Below are 21,412 nucleotides of genomic sequence, written 5' to 3'. Positions count from 1 at the left end.
CATCGGAGAGCATGACCGTGCCGTTCACCGAGGAACAATTCTTCCAAGTCTTCGCCGACTACAATGCAGCCGTCTCACCGCTGCCCGCGGTCGCTTACATTCTCGGCTTAACAGCTCTTGGTTTCCTATTTTGGCGGAATCGGATCTCCACGGTACTGATCATGGCGGTCCTCGCGCTGATGTGGCTCGTCAATGGCGTGGGCTATCATTGGTCATTTTTCGCCAGCATCAACCCGGCTGCGCGGATCTTCGGCGCGGCGTTCGTCCTCCAAGCACTGCTCCTGGCGGTCGCTCCCTTTGTCTCACCCGACTTTCGACTTGGCCCCGCGAAGGATGCCCGCACGGTAGTCGGTCTCGCACTCGCCGCCTACGCGATGGTGATCTATCCGATTCTCGGTTGGCTTTTCGGCCAGGTCTACCCGGCGGTACCCGTGTTCGGCATCGCACCGTGCCCAACGACGATCTTCACGATCGGTGTCCTACTGCTCGGATCGTCGCGCACCGCGTGGTGGCTCCTCGTGATCCCGGCGCTCTGGGGGATCGTCGGCGGCAGCGCGGCACTTCTGATCGGCGTGCCGCAGGACTACGGCCTCATCGCGGCATTTCTCCTCGTCCTCGCCTTCGCTACGGCGTACTGGCTCGGCGCCAGTTTCGCGCGTCGCAACGTAGGAGCGAACTCACGCCCTTAGTCACCTATGGCCCCGCCACAGATGCACGCTATGTGCCGGCTCCGCATTTTTTGGTCCACGTCATTGCGAGCACCGCGACCAGGGCACAGCAAGGGGCACCTGCTCTAATGGTGGGGATGCCTATAGGAACGAGTGATTGGAAGGGCGACGCTCCTGGATCACCGGTCAACATCGGAGGCGACTAATTCACCGGGATCATCAGATGCTCGTAAGGTGTGCCCGGCCACATGACGTAAGGTTGGCTCGTGTCCGGATTTTCCTTTTGGTTCGGGTAGCCTTCCACCATCTCCCCGGCATTGAAGATCATCACGTGCGGCCCGGTGTCAACCCAGTCGGCGCCCGTTGCCGGCTCGCTCGCATGCGGATCTGCATTGCTCGCATCCGAGCCGCCCTGCAGCATATAGCCGAAGCCCACCTTGCCGGCCGGCGGATCAGTCTTGTCCATCCACGCTTTGGCCCATTCCATCCCGTTCGCGTCGAGGCACATCGGGTCATTACCCGGGGAAGCGGGGTTGTCAGGCAGGCAGGTGAAGTTGTTGGTGCCCTCGCGCACAGTCCGAGCGTTCATTTCCTTGTCAAACGCGATGACCGTCGCGTCGCGGGCCACCGCCTCAGGTGCCGCGGACATCGCATTGTTAATCAGCTCGTCGTCGCTCATATCGGCTGCAAGCGCGTCGATAGAAAGGCCAAGTCCAGAAAGGCCGACAATGAGGAAAATTGACCGCAAGCGCATCTTACCCTCCCACATCCAGCGTTGGTCGGCGCGAGCGTTGCTATCCGGAATTGGTCAGTCCGCTCACCGTGGGCGACCAAAGAATTATTATGCGCTTCAGGCAATAGCTTTGCTAATCAAAAGATATTTTCAGGGCGGCGCTGGCTCCGCCCAAGCCTCAGCGAGTTCGCTGGTGCGGCCGGCGTGCTCGATGGCCCTTACCAGTTCGGCAGCCTGCATGCGGTCCTTGCTATCTTTGCCCGCCTCACCCGATAGGCCTTGCCTCTCTAAGGCTTTTGTAGCAGACCTTCTGCCCACATCCAAAGATAAGCTGTTGCCCTAAACTCGCCCGGTCCTCTCACAGCGCCGGCACTGGCCGATCTGGAGAAACCTGCAGCTCGTCGGAGACGAATTCCCACAGGGTTCCGATCACCCCGGACGAAAGCTCCTTGCCCTCACCGACGAAGAGGCCGAATTCCACGAACGGAGCGGGCGGCATTCCGTCAGCCCCGCTCAGGACCTTCATCGTGTCGTGCCGGATACTGACGTCGAGTAGCACGGCAACGCCGAGACCAGCTTCGATAGCGGATTGAATCGACGAAAGGCTGGCGCTGGTCAGCACCGTGCGCCAGGGTCTGGTGATCTCGTTGAGGGCTCCGGTCATTTTGCGGTCCCAGGTGCAGGTCCCGTCGAAGGTGATCAGCGGCAACGGCTCCCGGTCCCGTACGACGAAGCCGCGCGCGGCCACCCACTTCAAAGGCAAGCGCCAGGTATGCACCGGCACAGCGCTGATCTCCGCCGGGTCGCCGATGGCGACGTCGATGAGCCCGAGTGAGAGCTTCTTCGAAAGCGTCGCGCTTTCGGCGACGGTCAGATTGAGCGTTACATCCGGACAGGAGGCGGCGAAACGCTGTAGCGCTTTCGGCAGCGAACCGATGGCGATGTCCTCGGTCATGCCGAAGCGGACGGGGCCGTGAGGAGCCTGATCGGACAGCGCCCGTCTGGCGCTCACGCTCAGCCCCAATATCTTCTGGGCATAGGGAAGAAGGACATGGCCGGCCTCGGTCAGATCCATGCCGCGTGCCCCGCGCTTCAACAGCTTCACCCCGAGGTCATCCTCCAGGCGGCGCAATTGCATGCTGACGGCGGCCTGGGTCCTTGCCAGGCGGCTGGCCGCCGCGCTGGCGCTGCCGCATTCCGCCGTCGCGACGAAGGCGCGCAGCAAACCGATCTCCAGATCACGCATAAACATTCCTTATATCTGCATCAGAATTATCTGTGTTCCTTAATGCTACCGCTTTGCTATTCCTGATCAAGAGGAAAGGGAAAGGACATGACGGACATGGAGACGACAGCAGGCGGGGAGTGGGCTGCGCCGATCAAGGGAACCGGTGTTCGCGGGCGCGTTTATCTCTCGATTGTCTTTTGCCTCCTTTCCATGTCGAGCGTCCAGTTTGGCGCCGCGCTTTCGAAGCCGGTGATGCAGGAACTGGGATCGTTCGGCACGACCTGGCTTCGGCTTTGCTTCGCAGCGCTTGCACTCACGCTTTTCGTCCGCCCGCCCTTCCTCAGCTATGGCAAGCGGCAATGGTTCGGCGCGGCGGCGCTCGGTACCGCCATGGCGGCGATGACGCTCTGCTTCTTCGCCGCGGTCGAGCGCATACCCCTCGGCCTGGCCGTCGGCATCGAATTTCTCGGCCCACTGACTGTTGCGACGATTTTCGGCGGCGGCAGATGGCGCCTCCTCTGCCCCGCTATCGCTGCAGCGGGTGTTCTCTGCCTTTCCTGGGACGGCAGCGCCTGGGTGGGGGATATGCCCGGCGTGCTCTTCGCGCTCGGCGCGGCGGCCGGCTGGGGCAGCTATATCGTCCTGATGAAACAGGCTGGGCAACAGTTCACCGGGCTCGAAGGGCTCTCCGTCTCGCTCCTCTTTGCCGCCCTTGTGGCGACGCCTTTCGGCTTGCACCAGGCAGCGCGGGGCATATCGCTTGAGTTCGCCTTTATGACAGGGCCTCTCGCTCTCCTCGTGCCGCTGCTACCCTATGCCCTGGAATTCGTCGCGCTCCGTTGGATGAAGGCGTCCGCCTTCGGCATTCTGATGAGCCTCGAACCGGCCATCGGCGCCGGCGCCGGCTTCATTGTCTTGGGGCAGGCGCTGACGCCAAGCCAGATGCTCGGCGTGGCGCTGGTAATTGCCGCGAGCGCGGCCGGCACGATGTCGAGTCAGGCCTGAGCGTGCTCGCCGCCGCTGCAAGCTCAGGCATCGGCAAGACTGCAGTGGCTGCCATCTTCGGTTCATTAGAGGCGTCCTGTACCGCGTCCTGATCGACCCTGCTGGCGAATCCGGTCGGGATTGAGCTTCATGACGTTCGTTCAGTCAGATTCTTCGAAAGCTCGCCGCCTACCCGCTACGGCAATGCGATCAACGTCATCTACACAATAGAGCAGTATGAAGCTGGCGGTGCTGCAGCGGTGGTGAGGACAAGATGTTCCCGAATGTCACTTCGCTGTCGAGGGTGGCCGTCAGGATCTAGCCCAGCGTGCCATCACAAATTGCCTCCGTCGGAACCTCGTGCCGCATTTGCGGTTGGACACCAGAACGATCAGAAAGGAGAAAACCATGAACTGGGATCAGATCAAAGGAAAGTGGAGGCAGTATAAGGGCAAGGCGAAGGAGCAGTGGGGCGACCTCACCGACGATGACCTGGACCAGGCGGAGGGGAACCGCGATCAGCTCGCGGGGCGGATTCAGGAGAGATACGGCATCGCGAAAGAAGAAGCCGAGCGCCAGGTGGACGACTGGTCCAGGCGGATGAGTTGATCCGCACGTTCTCCGTTGGGCCCATATTTATGGGCTCATCCGTGGAAACGCAGAGCGGAACGCTTCCAATCACGGGACGAACAGCCGCGTCCGGTGATTGGGGCGGCGCTTTTCACATCGGGATTTAGCACGCCGGTCGCGGGAGTTCGCCGCAAAGGATTCTGGAACCTTCGGAACCGCGGGGCCCTCGAGCCTTGGCGACTGAACAAACGGCCCAAGGTCCTCTGAACAATGTGCCAGAATTGCATTTCCAGGCGTGCTCTTTGTGTGGCGCAGCGGCGGGAGCGCTCCCTTTGCTGTCCGGTTGTAGCAAGCTGACTATCGATCTTGTCTCGGCCGAGACGGTGGAAGCGATGGGTTTACGGGCGTGGGAGGAGCTCAAGGCGGCTTCACGGCCTAGCGGTATTCGCGCGCTGCAGGCAATCGCCGACCGTGTCTCCACCAGACTTCTAACCGCCGCTGGGGAGGCATCGGGAGAGTGGGAAGTCTTGGTCCTGGAACGCGCGGAGATAAACGCGTTCGCATTGCCGGGCAACAAGATCGGCATTTTCGAAGGCATGTTCCGGGTGGTCGAAAGCGATGATCAGCTTGCCGCGGTCATCGGGCACGAAATAGGGCATCTCGCTGCAGAGCACAGCCAGGAACGAATGAATGCGCAGCTCCTCACCGGGCTGGGATTGCAGGCACTTTCGCTGTTGCTTAATGTCGGCGATGTGGAGTACGCCGCCGAGATTGCAGCTGCGCTCGGCATCGGCATCGAATACGGGCTCGTGCTGCCGTACTCGCGCCGACAGGAACTGGAGGCCGACCGCCTCGGGGTTGAAAACATGGCTTCAGCCGGATTCGACCCTCGAGCCGCCGTCGAGCTGTGGCGCAGGATGGACGTCGCCGCCGGGACGCGTACGCCCGAGCTCCTCGCGACGCATCCCGCTCCAAGCTCGAGGATCGAGGCCATTGAAGCGATGCTGCCCGAGAACATCTAGGAAACCGGAGCGGCGCGGACCTACAGCGCCGCGCGTCTTTTCAGACGCGCAAAGGTCGCTGTAACTCTTTGAACCTGCGCATCGAGCTTTCCGAAAATCGGGTACGATTTACGGGCCGATGGGCCAGAGCGCCCGTGCCAGCATCGGCTATTCCTCCCCCGTTCTGGCGGGGTTGTCGGCAGCCTCCTTCACCGGGCTGCCCGGCACCCAGCCCGTGGGCAGCGCCTGCGGCTCGGGGGCCATGCCGCGGGTACGTATGAGCGACAGGACGATCGAGCCGCCGATGAGCACCACTGTTATCAGCAGGGCGAGTTCGGTGGGCACGAACTTGCCGCCATAGAAGTAGTTGGCGATCATCTTGAAGCCGATCACGACCAGCACCAGCGATAGCGCATATTTCAGATAGATGAAGCGCGGCACGATGCCCGCCAGCGCAAAGTAGAGCGCGCGCAGCCCCAAAATCGCAAAGACGTTCGACGTGTAGACGATGAAGGGATCCGTGGTGATGGCGATGATCGCGGGGATCGAGTCGACCGCGAAGACCAGATCCGTGAACTCGATCATCATGAGCACGAGGAACAGCGGCGTCGCATAAAGCAGGCCGTTCTGGCGGACGAAGAAGTGCTTGCCGTGAAAGGCCTCGGTCAGGCGGAACCGCCGCCGCACCGCTCTCAGGACGATATTGTTCTCAAGGTCCGGTTTCTGATCGGCCACGATCAGCATCTTGATACCGGTCACGATGAGGAAGGCACCGAACAGAAGGGCCATCCAGGCGAACTCGTGGATGAGCTGCACGCCGGCGAAGATGAGAATACCGCGCATGAAGAGCGCACCCAGGATGCCCCAGAAGAGCACCCGGTGCTGATACTGCGCCGGCACCGAGAAATAAGTGAAGATCAGGACGATGACGAAGATGTTGTCGACGCTGAGCGACTTCTCGATGAGGTAGCCGGTCAGGAAGTCGACGCCGTCCTGCGTACCCCGCAGCCAGAAAAGACCGGCGCCGAACAGGAGGGCGAGCACGACGTAGAAAAGGCTCAGCCACAGGGCTTCGCCGACCTTGATCTCGCGCTCCTTGCGGTGGAGGACGCCAAGGTCGAAGGCCAGGAGCGCCAGGACGAACAGGTTGAATCCGACCCAGAGCCAGATACTCGATTCCATTGCTTTTTCTTCCGCTGATCCTCCCATGCCGGGAGGGAGAGAGGTTGAACGACGAAGGCCGGCTCTTTCGGGCCGGCTTTATAAATGATGCGTCAGAAATCGAATAGTTCGCCGAGCAGTGACTTGCGTTTCTTATAGCGTGGCTGGTCGTATCCGCTCTCGCGATAGGGGCGGGCCTCTTCCTGCCGGTAGGGCCTGTCACCTCGTTGCGCCTCGGCGGGGCTGGACCGCTCGATCAGCTTGTCGAGCTCGCCTCGGTCGAGCCATACACCGCGGCATTTCGGGCAGTAGTCGATCTCGATCCCCTGCCGCTCCGTCATTGTCAGTTCCGTCTCGTCGATCGGGCACTTCATTTGTTTCTCCATGCTCTGGCCGTGCCGCGGCCAATCGGACTGCGGCTGAAGACCTTAACTTAGAGGACGACGGGGCTTCGAAAAGGGTCGGCCAACAAGCAAGATGCGCCACCGCAGCTAACTCGTGGTCCGACATCGCAGTGCTTGCCGCACTGCCAGAGGGGCCCGGACAGGGCGTATCTGGGGTGTTTGCCGCAGTTTTCAAGCTCGTCCCGTGAAAATCTCCCGAAGTCGACGCGGCGCAGGAGATGGGCGTCTGGTTCCAACGGGCGGTGGGACGGGCCAGGTCGGTGCGCACCGCGATCAGATTGGTCGGCTTGCAGCTCGAGCTGATTTTTGTGCCAACTTGTTTGGTCGGGCAGGCTACGTGAAAACCATCGCTTCCGGCTGCGGCTGCCGGCTCAGTCTGAGCCGGGCACCTTGACGTCCTCCTGCAATGTATCCCTGAGATAAAGTTGCACCACCACCACATAAAGGACGACGGTAAGTGGGGTACCGAGGAGAATGCCGAGCGGCCCGAACAGGACACCAAGGGCAACAAGCGCGAAGAGCGTCAGGACCGGCGGCAGATCCACGGTCTCCCTTTGGACGAGCGGCATGATGATGTTGCTTTCGACTTGCTGGACGAGAACGTAGAGCCCGATCACCCATAAGGTTGTGCTTCCGCCCTCAGACGCGCTGAGCAGCACCGCCGGCACCGCGCTCAGAATGGGCCCGACGATCGGGACGAACTCCGATAGCCCTGCAAGAAACCCCAAAGCGAGTGCTGACGGCATCCCGATGAGGTAAAGGCCTAAGGTAACCAGGATGCCGACGACAGTCATCGATACGAGCTGACCGAGCAACCAGAGACGGAGACCCCGGCCCGCATTGTCGAAGGTGGATGAGGCTCGTTTCCGGAACCGCTGAGGTACGAGCTTGAGGATTCCCTCTCTGTATCGGTTCGGCCGGGCCGCCAGGTAGATACCCGCGGCGAGGACGAGCACAAGATCGGCAAGGGCAATGAGGAACGCTGAAGTGAACCCTGCGACCTGGCCGGCAACGCTGCCTCTTCCGGCGAAGCTCCTGATCCGCTCTACCAGCCGTTCGTACAGGTCATCGACCCCAATCCTGTCCCCCACGCCCCTCACGATCTCCGGCAGGCGCTGTACAAGAGAGGACGCCTCGCTCCCGATTTGGGCGCCAAGCAGGAAAAAGAAAGCGCTCATCACCGCGGCGATCGCCACAATCGAGAGGACCAGGGACCCCGGGGATTTGACGGGCGTGTAATCCTCGATCACCTCTGCGCCGCTGCGCAGAATGACCGCGACGACGATCGCCCCAAAGAAGAGCAGCAGCACGTTCGACAGCTGCCAGACCAACAGAGCCAGGACGATAAGGCCGGCGGCCGCCAGCACCAGATAGAAGGGGGTCGGGGCTTTCGCCCTTCGCGGCGTTTGGCCTTTCATCTTCTACCTCCCGCAGAAGAACCGTTGGATGCCCCACTCGTTCCGAGTGCCGCGGTGATTCTTCGGCGTTGGTAGTCTCAGTTGCAGCAATTCAAAGTGCTACAGCAGCGACCCCTTGCGCGTCTGACAAGACGCGCGGCGCTGTCGGAGCGCCCTGAATAAATTGATCCGATCACTCCGTCAGATCGTCGAGAAAGTCCCGGCACCAGCGCGAAACGTCGTGTTCCAACAAGTGATCCATCATCGCTTTCCAACGCTCCTTCCGCTCTTCCAGCGGCATGCTAAGCGCGCGCGCCATGGCGTTTGCGGTACCCTCTACGTCGTAGGGGTTGACGAGAAGCGCGCCCTGCAACTCGCGGGCAGCGCCGGCGAAGCGTGAAAGCACAAGCACGCCTGGGTCGTCCGGATCCTGCGCGGCCACGTATTCCTTTGCGACGAGGTTCATGCCGTCTCGAAGCGGCGTCACGAGGCCGACTCTGCCGAGCCGGTAAAGCCCTGCAAGAATGCGGCGGCCCACCGAGCGGTTGATGTAACGTATAGGCACCCAATCGACGGCGCCGAGTGCGCCGTTTACCCTGCCGGCCTGTTCAGCAACAGTGCGTTGCATGGCTTCATATTCCGGCACTTCGGAGCGCGACTTCGGCGTGATCTGCAGATAGGTGACACGCCCGCGTTGTGCCGGATTGTCCAGGATGAAGCGCTCAAATGCGTCGATGCGCTGCGTGATTCCCTTGGAATAATCCAGGCGATCGACGCCGATAATGAGGCCGCGGTGTTGGATGCTTTCACGCGCCTTTTTGACCGTGCTGTTGGTCAATGCCTTTTTGGCGAATTCGGCGAAGGCGGCGGTCTCGATACTGATTGCATAGACGCCGCCCCTGAATATGCGGCCATAGGCACTGAAGCGGCCTCCGCCAAGTTCGTCACCGATGCCTTCCCGCCTGAGGCATCCGGCGAAGTTCTCGAGGTCATGATCGGTCTGAAAGCCGACGACGTCGTAGTGCGACAAGCCACGCATGATCTCCTCATGAACCGGCATCGTGAAGAGCACGTCCGCAGGCGGCCAGGGAATGTGGAGAAAAAAGCCGATGCGGTTCCTCAAGCCCATCTGACGAAGTTCCGCGGCGAGAGGGATCAAGTGGTAGTCATGCACCCAGATGACGTCATCGGGCCTGACAAGCGGCGCCAGGCGATGCGCGAAGAAGCGGTTGACGCGGAAATAGCCCGCCATTTCCTTGCGACCGTATTCGGCGAGATCAAGCCGGTAGTGGCAGATCGGCCAGAGAACGCGGTTGGCGAAGCCGTGGTAGTATTCCTCTACGTCGGTATCAGTCAGATCCGTCAGCGCATAGATGACATTGCCCTGCTGCAGATGCGCAAGCGGCGCCGGCTCGTGCTCGCCGCTCGACTTTCCCGACCAGCCCATCCATATGCCGCCATGCTCTTCGAGGGCGACTTTCAACGCGACCGCCAGCCCGCCGGCGGGCGCAATGCCGCCCTTGTCCGGGACGGGTACGCGATTGGACACAATGATGAGGCGGCTCATGCTCAATACCTTTCAAGAAAATATGTCAGGTGCTCAAAATTTCAGGAGACTAACATGGCGATGACGTCGCGCAGGACCTTGGCAGAAGTGATGGAGCCGAGCGCTTCGCTCGCAGGCAAAGGCGGCCCGACGCGGATCGAAAAGCCGCCGAGCCGGTTGACCGTGCGAAACATCGCTTCGTCGGTCACATCATCGCCGATCGCGATCGGGCGTCTGCCGGCAAAAACCGGCTGCGCGAGAAATGCCGTCACGGCCTCGCCCTTGTCGGCGCTGGCCGGACGGATTTCGATGACCATCTTGCCGTGCTGGATCGTCCAGTTTGGTCCCGCTCGGATCAAGGCCCGCTCCATCAGCGGTTCAAGTGCCTGTTTTCTGTCCGGCGCAAGTCGGTAATGGGCGGCGACGGCCGCCCCCTTGTCTTCGATTAAAACGCCCGCCCAGTTGGCGGTATCGGCGATAAGATCGATCTTCAGGCGCTCAAATTCGGCGGTCGCCGTGGCTTTGTGCACGCGGCCATCCGGATCGCGGCGTTCGGCGCCATGAAGCCCGGCAATGGGAAAATGGGAGGGCGAAAAAAGCTGGTCCGCATAGTCAAGACTACGACCGGTCACGAGTGCCAGGGCGCCTCCGAGTTTTCTGGACAAGGCCTCGAGATTTGCAGGCAGGGAAGATGGAACGGATACGGCGCCTGGGGTTGCGGCAAGATCGAGCAACGTGCCATCGATATCGAGGAACAGAGCCCAGCTTCCCCGATCGCTCGAGAGCGCGGCGAAAACGAAGTCCTCTCCTGAAACTGCATCCGGTTTCGGAGCGCTGAGCAACTGCTTCCGGTATGACATAGGGCCATAACTATAGCAGATCCCGTCATCGACCAACCCCAACTTTCCAGTGGAGTGCGCTACGGGCTCGCCGCCGGCTGTCCAAGGCGGACGACAGGGCCTCGACGGCTATTGCGCCTTGGCCCGCAGCCGGTCGGTCGCCGATTCCATGACCAGTACCAGCACGAAGATGACGAGAATGATGGTCGAGGCGTTCTTGTATTGAAAAAGGTCGAACGCCACCTTCAGTTCCTGTCCGATGCCGCCGGCTCCGACGAGTCCGAGCACCACGGATGACCGGACCGCCTTTTCCAGCGCGAATTGTGACGTGTTGATCATCGACGGCATGATGTCGGGGATGACCGCACCGGTCAGCACCGAGAAGCGGCTTGCACCGGATGTCAATAACGCCTCCTGCGGTTGTCTGTCGGAATCCTCGATCGCTTCGGCGAAGAAACGACCGCAGAAGCCGATCGTATCGATGAGGATGGTCATGGTCCCGGCCACGGGCCCAAGCCCGATAGAGGCAACGAATATCAGCGCCCAGACCATGTCCGGCACCGTCCGGAAGAGCGAGATGAGCATTTTGAAGACATGCCGCAACGGGCCGAAGGGCGTGAGCGTCCGCGATGCGAACCAGGCGATCGGCAGACTGAGCAGCACGCCGAAAACGGTGCCGACAAAGGCGATCTGCAGCGTCTCGACGGTACGCCACATTACCCGCGTCAGAAAAGCCGGCTCGATGTTCGGCGGCATCATCCGGTCCAGAAGCCCGTACATGCGCGGTAAGCCGGCGACGAGTTGCGACGGAGAGGGCGAGACCTGACCGACCGAGACGATGAAGAGCGCTGCAATCGCAACAAGGACGGCGAAGGTCGCTGGCGGGACGCTATGCACTCTGCCTGGCAGCACTCGATCAGGCATGGAAGACACCATCGACCCCGTCGCGACGCACCTCGCTTGCCGGCAGGTCGATCCAAACCTGGCCGCCCTTGAGGGCAATGACACGATCGGCAAAACTGACAGCATGGTCCATGTCGTGGGTGGTAAAGACCAAGGTGATGCCCTTCGTACGGACGAGGTCGCTGAAGACTTCCATCACGTCACGGCCTGCGATCGGATCGAGGCTGGCCGCCGGCTCGTCGGCGATCATCAAGGCGGGTTGCCGTATGAGCGCCCGTGCGATCGCGACGCGTTGCGCCTGCCCACCGGAGAGTTCGTCCGCCCGGGATCTCGCCTTGGCCGTCAGCTTGACCTGGGCCAGTGCCTCCATGGCCTGTTCACGAATGTCCTGCGGGGCTATCGCCTGATGCCAGGCCCCCCAACCGCCGGCAAGACCCAGCCTGCCCTGTACGACGTTGGTCAGCACCGACTGGCGCCGCACCAGGCCGTGATTTTGGAAAACAAAGCCGACGCGCTGGCGGATGCGGTGCAATTGAGTCTTGCTCGGAGACGCGCGGAAGGTCTCGCCCAGTGTGGCGACCTCGCCACTGCAGAAGGGCGTATGTCCGATCAGACATTTCAGCAATGTCGATTTGCCGGCGCCGTTGGAGCCGATCAGGGCGATTCGCTCGCCGGCCCCGACCCGGATATCGATGCCATCGAGCACCGGCTTGCCGTTGGCATAGCTCTTCTTCAATGCTTCGGTTCGAATGATTTCGGTCATCGACGGCTCCTGGCTACGACCGAAGGCCGGCGAGAGACGCCGGCCACCGATCTGATATTGGCAACAAAGGTTAGTTGACGAAGTCCTTGAATGTGTCGACGCCGATAGTGCGGTACATCGAACGGACATAATCATAGTCGCTGTCCTTGACGTCGCTCAGGAAGAAGCCGCCCTTGAACTTCTGGTTATCCTCGCCCTGCAGCACGCCGTCCATCAACTCCTTGCCATGCTCGACGAAGGCGACCCGCACCTTCTGGAGCACTTCGTCGGAAATGTCCTTGCGGGCTACCAGAATGTCGTTCGGCAGATCGCGACCGCGGGCAAGCACGGTAAAGGCCGTGTCCGGAAATGCTTTGCGCACGGACGCGAGATGGCTGAAGTTGAGGCCGATGGCGGCGATGTCGCCGCGGATCAGCGCCTCCGCCGCGACGTTGCGCGCCAGGATGACAGCCTCGTAATCGGCATTGTAATTGAGACCGGCGTCGGTAAGTGCCTGGGCCGGACCAAGGTGCTGCGACGTCGAGCCGACCGAACCGAATGAAACCTTCTTGCCCTTGAGGTCCTCGAGCGAGCGGATGGGGCCATCGGACAACGCAGCTATCTGAGCGAAATAGTCCGGGCGTTGCCAGGCGACGACGATCTTCGGCTCGGCCAGTTCCTTCATCACGACATATTCGGCCGGTCCGGTCAGGACGAGATCGATCTGGCCGGAGTTCATCGCTTCGACGGCCGAGGTTCGCGAACTGACCGGGAAGAGCTCGACGTCCAGGCCGGTGACTTTCTCAAGTGCCTTTTCGAAGCCGCCGAATTCCTGTTGCAGGGCTTCGAGGCCTTCGATGTCGGTGACGGCGAACTTGAGCGTCTCGGCCACGGCCGGAAGGACCGAAGCAATGGTAAGGGCAAGCGCTGCAATGACTGTGCGGATCATGTTTCGTCCCCTTGCTGTATAGACAGGAAGCATTTCTGTGGTTATCCCTAGCGGCGTCACGTGACGAGCTAGTGACAGTCCCGCGGCTGGCGTTCGGAAAAGACGAGGACAAGATGAATGTGCTGATCAAAAGCGGGATCGTGCTTCGTCCCGAGGGCGCGGCGAAGGCAGACCTCGCCATTGAGGACGGGCGCTTCGCGGCCGTCGTATCGCGTGCGGCGACCACAATCGACGCCGAGGGGCTTGTCGTGCTGCCTGGCATCGTCGACATCCATGGCGATGGTTTCGAGCGGCACCTCATGCCCCGGCCAGGCGTGCGTTTCGACGTCGCGATTGCCCTGCGCGACACCGATCGGCAGCTTGTCGCCAACGGCATTACCACCGCCTTTCACGGCGTCACCGTCTCCTGGGAGCCAGGCCTGCGCTCGGTGGAAGCCGCGGCCGAGGTGATCCGGGCGATCCAGTCTCTCCGCGACAGTCTCTCCTGCGATACGCGTCTGCATATTCGCTGGGAGACCTTTGCACTCGAACAATTGCCGAGGGTTCTCGAGTGGCTCGGCATGGTTCCGCGGCCGATCATCGCGCTCAACGACCACACGACCGGCTCGGTGCTCAAGGGCACGATCGCCCGCAAGCTGCCGCAGATGGCCGAGCGCTCCGGTCTTTCGCAGGAAGCCTACAAGGCGCTGCTCGACAGCGTGTGGGCAAGGCGCGCCGCTGTGCCGGCATCCATTGAAACGGTGGCGAAGGCTGCGAAGGCGAACGGCAACGTGCTGCTTGCCCATGACGAGGCGACGCCCGAGGAGCGGCGGCGCTTCCGTGCCCTCGGCGCCCATTCCTCTGAATTTCCGCTGACGCTGGAAACTGCGGCGGAGGCGTGCCGCCATGACGAGCATGTCATCCTCGGTGCGCCGAATGTCGTGCGCGGCGGCAGTCACAACGGCGCGCTCAACGCCGCCGATGCGATCCGGGCCGGCCTTTGTACCTGCCTCGCTTCGGACTACCACTATCCCTCGCCGCTGCATGCGGCGTTCAAGCTCGCGGGATCCGACCTGGCAGGACTTGGAAAGGCTTGGAAGCTGATATCGTCCAATCCGGCAGCGGCGGCAGGGCTAAATGATCGTGGGACGATCGACCCGGGCAAGCGCGCCGACCTGTTGCTAGTCGACGCCAGCCGTGCAAATCACCCGGAGATCGTCGCTTCCTTCTGCGGCGGCCGTCTGGTCTATGCAACGCGAGCACTGCATGTCGGGCCGGCTCCCGTCGCCGTAGCCTGAGACCCGGAGACAGGCATGCTCGGCCAGCCGAATTCCCCGCTTACCGCTCTTGACGGATTGACCTTGGCGCCGCGCCAGGACAGTCCGATCTGGCAGCAGATTTACAACCACATCCTTGGGCGGATCGAATCCGGCGAACTGTCGCCAGGCGAACAGCTTCCGGGCGAGAACCACATGGCCGCCCGCCTGGGCGTCACCCGCGTCACGCTCCGATGCGCATTGCAGCAGCTCCAGAAAGAGGGACATCTCACCGCCAGAAAGGGCGTCGGCATCTTCGTCCGCAGCCCGCCCGCGGTCTTCTCCATTCGCGACGGCCGGTCCTTTCGTGAGAATATCGACACCCATAGTCGCTCGATCGCGACCATCACACGGCTGCTCGCCCGCGATCAGGCCGATCAGACGAGCGCACACATGCTTGGCGTCGCAGCCGGTTCAGCGATCATCCGCCTGCGCCGGGTGCGTCTGCTCGGCGAGCAGCCGATCTATGTAAACGACAAGTATTTTCCGGCACATCGCTTCCCGGATTTCGAGGATGCCTATGGCGAGCGTCAATCGGTGAGCGACGTGTTCCGCGCCCATGGCATCGACACGTTCCGACGCGCCGAGACGCGGATCAGCGGCGGCTTTGCGTCACCGGAAGAGGCGGAAATCCTGCAACTCACGCCCGGCACGCCGGTGTTCCGGGTCAATGCCCGCAACACCGACCGCGCCAAGGCCACGATCGAATGGACGCGCGGCTGCTGGCCGCTGACATCAGTCGAATTCGTCTTCGGAGCGAGCTGACGAGGAAATGTTTACCCCAATGCTGACGGGCCCAAACCTTTAGCGCCGAGTGCGATGTGACGGAGGCCTTGGCCGGTCTTTCCGGCGGATTCGAAGTTACAGCTTTGCGCGTCCGCATAGCCGCACGGCGCTCGGAAGTCGACGTGGTTTTTTGCTATCTTCTCCTCGGGTCGTGTGGGTTCCCTGTGAAGGCTAGCCGAGCCCGGATCCGGAGAGGAACTGCCTCTCCGGCTGGCGTGCATTGTCGGGGTGGCGGAAGAACAGGGCCGAGGCAGCAGATGCGGCTCAGGCCGCGGGCCGTGTACCGGCTTCGACGAGTCTCCCGATCGGGTGCGGGAGATTTAAGGTAGTCGCGACACGCCGTCAGCATTTTGTCCCCGCACGCGGTCGAGCACGCGGTCGAGCGCATCCGTCAACGCCCTGCTTCCACCATCGCGGTCGAAATCCTCGAAAACCTGCTCGTTCAGGCCGCCCGGGGTCGAAAACTCGCGTCGGAGAGCATCAAGCGCGGTTTGATCCGCCCTGGCCGCTTTCTGCGCCAGACTGGAAAAGAGTGGCGCAAGATAGGCGCGTGCCTTCGCTCGCGCCATGCCTCTTTCCTCGAGCCAGCCGGTTGCCCGGTCGAGGATGCCAAAATAGGTGCCCATCAGCGCGCTGGCGGCCGCAAGCAGGTCGTATTCATCCTTCGTTTCGCATTCGACAGCGCTGCCAAGGGCATCAAAGATGGCCGCGATATCGGCATTGGGCGGGAAGATGGCGGTCACGCCTTCGCACTCGGCGACGAAGGGCAGGGGAATGGCCTGGGTGAGTTCTACGTCTTCCCGGATCCAGGTGAGGAGCCTCGTCCGGTCGATCGCGGCGACGACGCTGACCATCCTCTGGCGCTTCCGAAATGCCAGATCCCGGATCACTTCTTCCGCGATCTGCGGCCGAATGGCGAGAAACAGGAGATCGGCCGCATCGACCACCTCCTGATTGTTCGTCGCGATCCGAACTGAAGGAAACCGGCTCGCGAGCCGGGCTGCGATGTCCGTATTGCGCGGTGAAACAATGATCTCCGCGACAATAAGAGCGGAGCCGGCGATGCCGGCCACCATAGCCTCGGTTATCGCGCCCGTGCCGACAAATCCGATACGCATCTATTCGGCCGCCTTGCGCCGGCCAAGCGAGACATCCGTCGTGTAGTTCTCGCGCATGAAGTCGATGAAGTTCTGCTGGAACTGGCGCGTATGGGCGTGAGAGAGCTCGTCGGCAAGATCGACATTCTTCGTCCGGATCGCTTCCAGCATCAGATTGTGCTCGTCGGTCAGGAGATAGCCCTCATGGGTTCGCTCCAGGTATTCGAAATGCAGGTGAAGCATGCGCTGGCCCTGGTTCAACAGCCGCTCATAGAAGGATGCCAGATAGGGGTTCTTGCCGGCATGGGCGATCGCCATGTGGAACTGCTTGTTGGCCTCTGACATCTGCAGGTGATTGTGGGTCTTGACGGCCGCTTCGAATTCCTTCTGCCGCCTGGCGATCGCTTTCAGATCCGCCTCGGTGCGCAGTTCCGCCGCGAGGCGGGTGTTCATGCGCTGGGCGATGTCGAGCGCCTCGACATATTTCGGGAAGGTCGCGACCTCGATCGGGGCGACGATGGTGCTGCGGTTTGAGAGCGTGACGACAAGGTCTTCGCCCGCGAGCCGGATCAGCGCTTCGCGCACCGGTGAGCGCGACATGTCGAAGCGTTCGGCGAGCGTGTTCTCATCGAGAAGCTGACCGGGAGGTAGGGTGAGCGCCAGGATCTCGTTTCTAAGCGTCTCGTAGACGCTTTTCCAGCCGCTGCCCTTTGCTCGCTTGGTTTCTGTTTCTTCAGACACTTACGTCCCTTTCTCACCATCGAATGCATAAGGCCAGAATGCACCTCTCCAGACAATGTAATTTTTTTGCTTGACAATGTCGACACAGAGACGACATTATTTTCATTGTCGACACGAAGACGACACAAGATCAAGATCGGTTGAAACCGACGAGAGGAGCCGCGCGTCACGCGCACGCCAAACAGAGGAAATGACGATGCTTTCGAAGATGCTTTCGCCCGTTCTGCGGGCGCTGCCTGCGCTCGCCCTGGTTACAGGCCTTTCAACCACCGCCGCTTCCGCCCAAACCGCCGAAGGCTACTGGCAGGGCGTGCAGAGCGCGGGCGTTCTGCGTTGCGGCGCGGCCGTCGCTCCGCCCTACGTCATGCGCGACCCGGCGACCGGTGAATATTCCGGCTTCTTCGCGGATCTTTGCCGTGAGTTCGCCGATGTGCTCAAGGTCAAGCCGCAATTCGTCGACACGACCTGGGACAATATCGTCGCCGGCCTGCAGGCGGGAAAATGGGATCTCTCGCTTGCACTGAACAGGACGCCGGCCCGTGCCATGGCCGTGCAGTTCTCCATCCCGGCGATGGAGTACCAGATCTCGCTCGCCTACAATAAGGACAATCCGAAGATTCCGGCCGGCGCGACTTCGGTTGCGGACATCGACAAGAAGGACGTGACCCTCGCGGTCATGTCGGGAACCGCCCAGGACAAGGCAATCTCCGCCGCGGTGAAGAATGCCACCATCCTGCGTCTGCCGGGCAATGACGAAACGCGCCTCGCGGTCGTCTCCAGACGCGCAGACATTGTCGTCGATGCTTCCGACACCAACCAGCTCTTCCTCCAGTCGAATCCCGATTGGGCGGTCGCCCTGAACCCCGAGCCGGCGCTGGCGAAGCAGGGGGTCGCCTTCGGTCTGCCACATCAGCTCTCGGCCGCCGACGTCGAGGTGGTGAACATCTTCCTCGAAGAGAAGGTTGCGACCGGCCACGTGGACGAGCTGATCCGCAAGGCCGTCGATGAGGTGCTGAAAAGCGCACAGTGACGTTAGCGCATCGGCCCGAAAATCGGAGCCGATTTTCGGAAAGCTCGATGCGCAGATTCAAAGAGTTACAGCGACCTTTACGCATCTGAAACGACGCGCGGCGCTGTAGTCTGGCCGGGCACGGGCAGTCGTTTGCCCGGCCACTCTCATCCCTTCTTTTGACCAGCGAGATCGGCGATGACCATGTCCTTCAGTGCCCCCCTTGTCAAAATACAGTCCCTTCACAAGAGCTACGGGCCGCACATCCAGGTGCTCAAGGGACTCGACATCGAGATGAAGCCCGGCGAACGAGTCGTGGTCATCGGCCCGAGCGGCGGCGGCAAGAGCACCCTGCTGCGCGTGATGATGGGCCTCGAGAAGATCGACAGCGGCGCGATCAGCTTCGGCGGAAAGCCTTACATATCCTCCAAGGGTGCCGACAAGAAAACCGTCATCGATACAGAAGTGCGGCGCTCGATCGGGATGGTGTTCCAGCATTACACGCTGTTCCCGCATCTGAGCGTCATCCAAAACCTGATCTTGGCGCCCTGCAAGGTGCGCGGCGAAAACAGGGCGAGCGCCACCAAGCGCGCCCAGGCGCTCCTCGAACGCTTTGGTCTCGGCGCCAAGGCCAGTGCCTATCCGGCGCAGCTCTCCGGCGGGCAGAAGCAGCGCGTGGCGATCGCCCGCGCCCTGATGCTCGATCCGAAACTGATGCTGTTCGACGAGGTAACGTCGGCGCTCGATCCAGAACTCGTCGCCGAGGTCGAGCAGGTGATCCTGCAGCTCGCCGCCCAGGATATGCCGATGATGATCGTCACCCACGACATGTGGTTTGCGAAGAACATCGCCTCGCGCGTCATCTTCTGCGCCGGTGGCGTGGTCGTCGAGGACGGGCCTCCGGAGCAGGTGCTCGGCTCTCCCAGGGAAGAGCGCACCCGCGAGTTCATCGATCGCGTCTTCCATATTCGACACTAGGAGGGGAAGATGGATTATTCCTTCGATTTCCGGTCCATCTCCTTCGGGCCACTCTGGGATGGACTGATCGTTACCCTTCAATTGACGATCGCCGCCAATCTGATCGGCATCGTGCTCGGCTTTCCGCTGGCGCTCTTGATCATGAGCCGCTTCGCACCAGCCCGGTTGCCGGCGATGCTCTTCGTCGAATTCTTCCGCTGCACGCCGGCGATCGTGCAGATCGTCTGGTTCTTCTACTGCGTGCCGATGCTGTTCAACGTCTTTCTTGGCTCGATGACGATGGGCATCCTGGCGCTCGGCCTCAACCTGATGGCCTTCAACGCCGAGGCCTATCGCGCAGCGATCCAGGCCGTTCCGCGCGAACAGCTCGATGCCGGCATCGCCCTTGGTCTCAACCCGCTCCAGCGCACCCTTTATATCGTGCTGCCGACCGCAGTTCGTGCGTCGATCCCGGTGCTGCTGACAAACGGCATCGGCATCTTCCAGCAGAGCGCGCTGGTCGCCATCGTCGCAGTGCAGGACCTCATGTATCAGGCCAAGACGCTTGCGACGGAGACCTATCGGCCGATCGAGACCTTTACCATCGTCGCTCTCGTCTACTTCGCCGTTTCCTTCCCCGTCTCTCAGATCGTCGGCTATCTCGAACGCCGCCGCCAATTGATGATGAGCTGAGGAGAAGACCCATGACACTCGACTTCTCCATCCTCCTTCGCTTCCAGGATGCGCTGGTGCTCGGTCTCTGGATGACGATCAAGCTGACACTGATCTGCGTGGTGCTCGGCTGCAGCCTCGGTTTCCTCATCGGCCTCGCCCGGACATCGCGCAGCGCCCTGTTGCGAGCGGCCTCCAGCATTTATGTCGAATTCTTTCGCGGCACGCCGGTGCTTGTCCAGCTCTTTTGGATCTTCTTCTGCCTGCCGCTGATCCTCGGCGTCGAGCTCTCCAATCTTACCTCCGGCGTCATCGCGCTCACTCTCTACATGGGTGCGATCAGTAGCGAGACGTTCCGGGCGTCGCTCAAGTCCATCGGACCCGAACAACTCGATGCCTGCGTCGCGCTGGGCCTGCCGCGCCGAGTCCAGGTGACGAGCGTCATTCTCCCGCAGGCGGTGCTCCGCGCCGTGCCGACGCTGCTGTCCAACTGCGTCAGCCTGTTCAAGGAAAGCGCCCTCGTCTCCGCCGTTGGCATGGCCGACCTGATGTTCGTCGGCCAGAACATTTCAAACAACACGGCGCGCCCCGTCGAGGTGCTGACGGTCGTTGCCCTCATCTATTTCGCCATCGCCTTTCCGCTCACGCGTGCCGTCACGCTGATCGAGCGGCGCGTACTCGCAAAACTCGCGATCTGATCCGAGCCTGATCTGAAAAGGAGACCTTTATGAAACTCTCAGGCGTCATGCCCGCCCTCGTAACCCCCTTCGATGCCAACAACAGAATCGACTTCAAGTCCTTCGAAAAGCTCCTGGTGCATCTGCGCGAGGCCGGCGTGACCGGCTGGGTGCCTAACGGTTCCACCGGTGAGTACTTCAGCCAGTCGACGGAAGAGCGCCGCGAAGTGCTGCAGTTCGTGAAGGATTTCGCCAAGCCGGGCGAGGCTCTGATCGCCGGTTCCAACGCCCCAGCCACCCGCGAGGTGATCGAGCAGACCGCAATGGCCAAGGAAATCGGCTACGACACTGTCCTGCTGGCGCCGCCCTTCTATACCCGCCCGACACAAGCGGAACTGATCAAGCACTATGAAACCGTGCTTGCAGCGGTGGATGTCAATCTCGTGCTCTACAGCTATCCGGCCAAGGACGGATCGGACATCAGTTTCGAGCTGCTGGACCATTTTGCCGACAATCCGCGTGTAATCGGCATCAAGGAAAGCTCGGGCGTGCTGCAACGCGCCATCGACATCGCCAGCCGTTACGAGGGAAAGATCCAGCTTGTCAGCGGCTCCGACGACATCGCGCTCGACTTCATGTTCTGGGGGGCCGAGTCCTGGATCTGCGGACCGTCGAACTGCATGGCGAAGGCCTGCTGCGACCTCGACCGCACCTACAAGGCAGGCGACATAGGCAAGGCTCGCGAGATGATGAAGACGCTTTACCGCGCGATGAACATTCTCGAGTCAGGCAAGTTCGTCCAGAAGATCAAGTACGGTTGCGAGCTGCAGGACCTGCCGGTCGGCGAATGCCGCGCACCGCTTGGACCGCTGACGGATGAGGAAAAGGCCGAGTTCCGCGCAGCGATGGAGCCGATCCTGAACTGGTAAGCCACGCGCGGGGCGGCGCGGCAACGCGCACGGCCCCGATAAATCCGTCGGCCTACCGACACAACCGCGGAGCCATTTCGATGCGTTTCAAGAAAGTCCTGTCTGTCGTCAGCTGCCACGGCGA

The 21,412-nt window shown here is 61.6% G+C and carries 23 protein-coding genes; 11 read left to right on the top strand and 12 right to left on the bottom strand.

Annotated elements, in window-relative coordinates; genetic code table 11:
* Nucleotides 1-11 precede the first annotated feature (11 nt).
* A complete protein-coding gene (locus SJ05684_RS26695) occupies nt 12-689 on the top strand; it encodes a DUF6064 family protein (protein ID WP_050980027.1) in 678 nt (225 codons plus the stop codon).
* 181 nt (nt 690-870) lie between these two features.
* Here SJ05684_RS26695 and SJ05684_RS26690 read toward each other — a convergent pair whose 3' ends face one another.
* Entirely contained in the window at nt 871-1,437 is a 567-nt protein-coding gene (locus SJ05684_RS26690; protein ID WP_244938029.1) for a hypothetical protein, read from the bottom strand.
* A 322-nt stretch (nt 1,438-1,759) separates the two neighbouring features.
* Nucleotides 1,760-2,647 (bottom strand): LysR family transcriptional regulator, encoded by an 888-nt coding sequence (locus tag SJ05684_RS26685; RefSeq protein ID WP_034855265.1) that lies wholly within the window; start codon nt 2,645-2,647, stop codon nt 1,760-1,762.
* Between the two features lie 96 nt (nt 2,648-2,743).
* Here SJ05684_RS26685 and SJ05684_RS26680 point away from each other — a divergent pair, with 96 nt between their 5' ends.
* The 3 genes from SJ05684_RS26680 (at nt 2,744) to SJ05684_RS26670 (ending at nt 5,205) form a co-directional block, all read left to right on the top strand.
* On the top strand, nt 2,744-3,634 hold the full coding sequence (locus SJ05684_RS26680; RefSeq protein WP_083846155.1) for an EamA family transporter: 891 nt from the start codon (nt 2,744-2,746) through the stop codon (nt 3,632-3,634).
* 387 nt (nt 3,635-4,021) lie between these two features.
* On the top strand, nt 4,022-4,222 hold the full coding sequence (locus SJ05684_RS26675) for a CsbD family protein (protein WP_034855248.1): 201 nt from the start codon (nt 4,022-4,024) through the stop codon (nt 4,220-4,222).
* A gap of 194 nt (nt 4,223-4,416) precedes the next feature.
* Nucleotides 4,417-5,205 (top strand): M48 family metallopeptidase, encoded by a 789-nt coding sequence (locus SJ05684_RS26670; RefSeq protein ID WP_157211978.1) that lies wholly within the window; start codon nt 4,417-4,419, stop codon nt 5,203-5,205.
* A gap of 147 nt (nt 5,206-5,352) precedes the next feature.
* Here SJ05684_RS26670 and SJ05684_RS26665 read toward each other — a convergent pair whose 3' ends face one another.
* From SJ05684_RS26665 to SJ05684_RS26630, 8 genes are all read right to left on the bottom strand, one after another.
* Nucleotides 5,353-6,366 carry a TerC family protein gene (locus SJ05684_RS26665; protein WP_034855247.1) on the bottom strand — a complete coding sequence of 338 codons (1,014 nt, stop codon included), beginning with the start codon at nt 6,364-6,366 and terminating at the stop codon, nt 5,353-5,355.
* A gap of 92 nt (nt 6,367-6,458) precedes the next feature.
* Nucleotides 6,459-6,719 (bottom strand): TFIIB-type zinc ribbon-containing protein, encoded by a 261-nt coding sequence (locus SJ05684_RS26660; RefSeq protein WP_034855245.1) that lies wholly within the window; start codon nt 6,717-6,719, stop codon nt 6,459-6,461.
* A gap of 401 nt (nt 6,720-7,120) precedes the next feature.
* The gene (locus SJ05684_RS26655) at nt 7,121-8,167 is read right to left on the bottom strand and encodes an AI-2E family transporter (RefSeq protein WP_050980025.1); all 1,047 of its coding nucleotides are present in this window, start codon (nt 8,165-8,167) and stop codon (nt 7,121-7,123) included.
* Between the two features lie 172 nt (nt 8,168-8,339).
* Nucleotides 8,340-9,713, bottom strand: coding sequence for an alpha,alpha-trehalose-phosphate synthase (UDP-forming) (otsA, locus tag SJ05684_RS26650; protein ID WP_034855244.1), 1,374 nt, complete (start codon nt 9,711-9,713; stop codon nt 8,340-8,342).
* Between the two features lie 41 nt (nt 9,714-9,754).
* Entirely contained in the window at nt 9,755-10,552 is a 798-nt protein-coding gene (gene otsB, locus SJ05684_RS26645) for a trehalose-phosphatase (protein ID WP_034855260.1), read from the bottom strand.
* A 108-nt stretch (nt 10,553-10,660) separates the two neighbouring features.
* Entirely contained in the window at nt 10,661-11,455 is a 795-nt protein-coding gene (gene phnE / locus SJ05684_RS26640; RefSeq protein WP_050980024.1) for a phosphonate ABC transporter, permease protein PhnE, read from the bottom strand.
* Nucleotides 11,448-12,197, bottom strand: coding sequence for a phosphonate ABC transporter ATP-binding protein (locus SJ05684_RS26635; RefSeq protein WP_050980023.1), 750 nt, complete (start codon nt 12,195-12,197; stop codon nt 11,448-11,450). The genes phnE and SJ05684_RS26635 overlap by 8 nt, the downstream gene beginning before the upstream one ends.
* A gap of 70 nt (nt 12,198-12,267) precedes the next feature.
* Complete coding sequence (locus tag SJ05684_RS26630) at nt 12,268-13,125, bottom strand: PhnD/SsuA/transferrin family substrate-binding protein (protein ID WP_034855240.1); 858 nt, start codon at nt 13,123-13,125, stop codon at nt 12,268-12,270.
* Nucleotides 13,126-13,238: 113 nt separating this feature from the next.
* Here SJ05684_RS26630 and SJ05684_RS26625 point away from each other — a divergent pair, with 113 nt between their 5' ends.
* Complete coding sequence (locus tag SJ05684_RS26625; protein WP_034855238.1) at nt 13,239-14,402, top strand: alpha-D-ribose 1-methylphosphonate 5-triphosphate diphosphatase; 1,164 nt, start codon at nt 13,239-13,241, stop codon at nt 14,400-14,402.
* A 15-nt stretch (nt 14,403-14,417) separates the two neighbouring features.
* Nucleotides 14,418-15,185: a GntR family transcriptional regulator gene (locus tag SJ05684_RS26620; RefSeq protein WP_050980022.1), complete on the top strand. Its 768-nt coding sequence runs from the start codon at nt 14,418-14,420 to the stop codon at nt 15,183-15,185.
* Between the two features lie 341 nt (nt 15,186-15,526).
* On the opposite strand, the gene SJ05684_RS26615 is transcribed toward SJ05684_RS26620, so the two are convergent.
* On the bottom strand, nt 15,527-16,324 hold the full coding sequence (locus SJ05684_RS26615) for a pyrroline-5-carboxylate reductase (protein WP_034855236.1): 798 nt from the start codon (nt 16,322-16,324) through the stop codon (nt 15,527-15,529).
* Nucleotides 16,325-17,044 (bottom strand): GntR family transcriptional regulator, encoded by a 720-nt coding sequence (locus SJ05684_RS26610; RefSeq protein WP_034855234.1) that lies wholly within the window; start codon nt 17,042-17,044, stop codon nt 16,325-16,327. It abuts the gene before it with no gap.
* Nucleotides 17,045-17,240: 196 nt separating this feature from the next.
* Between SJ05684_RS26610 and SJ05684_RS26605 the strand changes: the two genes are divergently transcribed.
* From SJ05684_RS26605 to SJ05684_RS26585, 5 genes are all read left to right on the top strand, one after another.
* Nucleotides 17,241-18,074, top strand: coding sequence for a substrate-binding periplasmic protein (locus SJ05684_RS26605; protein WP_034855231.1), 834 nt, complete (start codon nt 17,241-17,243; stop codon nt 18,072-18,074).
* Between the two features lie 177 nt (nt 18,075-18,251).
* The gene (locus SJ05684_RS26600) at nt 18,252-19,031 is read left to right on the top strand and encodes an amino acid ABC transporter ATP-binding protein (RefSeq protein WP_034855229.1); all 780 of its coding nucleotides are present in this window, start codon (nt 18,252-18,254) and stop codon (nt 19,029-19,031) included.
* A gap of 9 nt (nt 19,032-19,040) precedes the next feature.
* Nucleotides 19,041-19,703 (top strand): amino acid ABC transporter permease, encoded by a 663-nt coding sequence (locus SJ05684_RS26595; protein WP_034855227.1) that lies wholly within the window; start codon nt 19,041-19,043, stop codon nt 19,701-19,703.
* A gap of 11 nt (nt 19,704-19,714) precedes the next feature.
* A complete protein-coding gene (locus SJ05684_RS26590; RefSeq protein WP_034855225.1) occupies nt 19,715-20,380 on the top strand; it encodes an amino acid ABC transporter permease in 666 nt (221 codons plus the stop codon).
* Between the two features lie 29 nt (nt 20,381-20,409).
* Entirely contained in the window at nt 20,410-21,288 is an 879-nt protein-coding gene (locus SJ05684_RS26585; RefSeq protein ID WP_034855223.1) for a dihydrodipicolinate synthase family protein, read from the top strand.
* The last annotated feature ends 124 nt before the right edge of the window (nt 21,289-21,412 follow it).

Origin of the sequence: Sinorhizobium sojae CCBAU 05684 (assembly GCF_002288525.1) — a bacterium.
GTDB classification, from domain to species: domain Bacteria; phylum Pseudomonadota; class Alphaproteobacteria; order Rhizobiales; family Rhizobiaceae; genus Sinorhizobium; species Sinorhizobium sojae.
The sequence above is the reverse complement of the archived record's forward strand: the minus strand, read 5'-3'. Positions and strand labels throughout refer to the sequence as shown.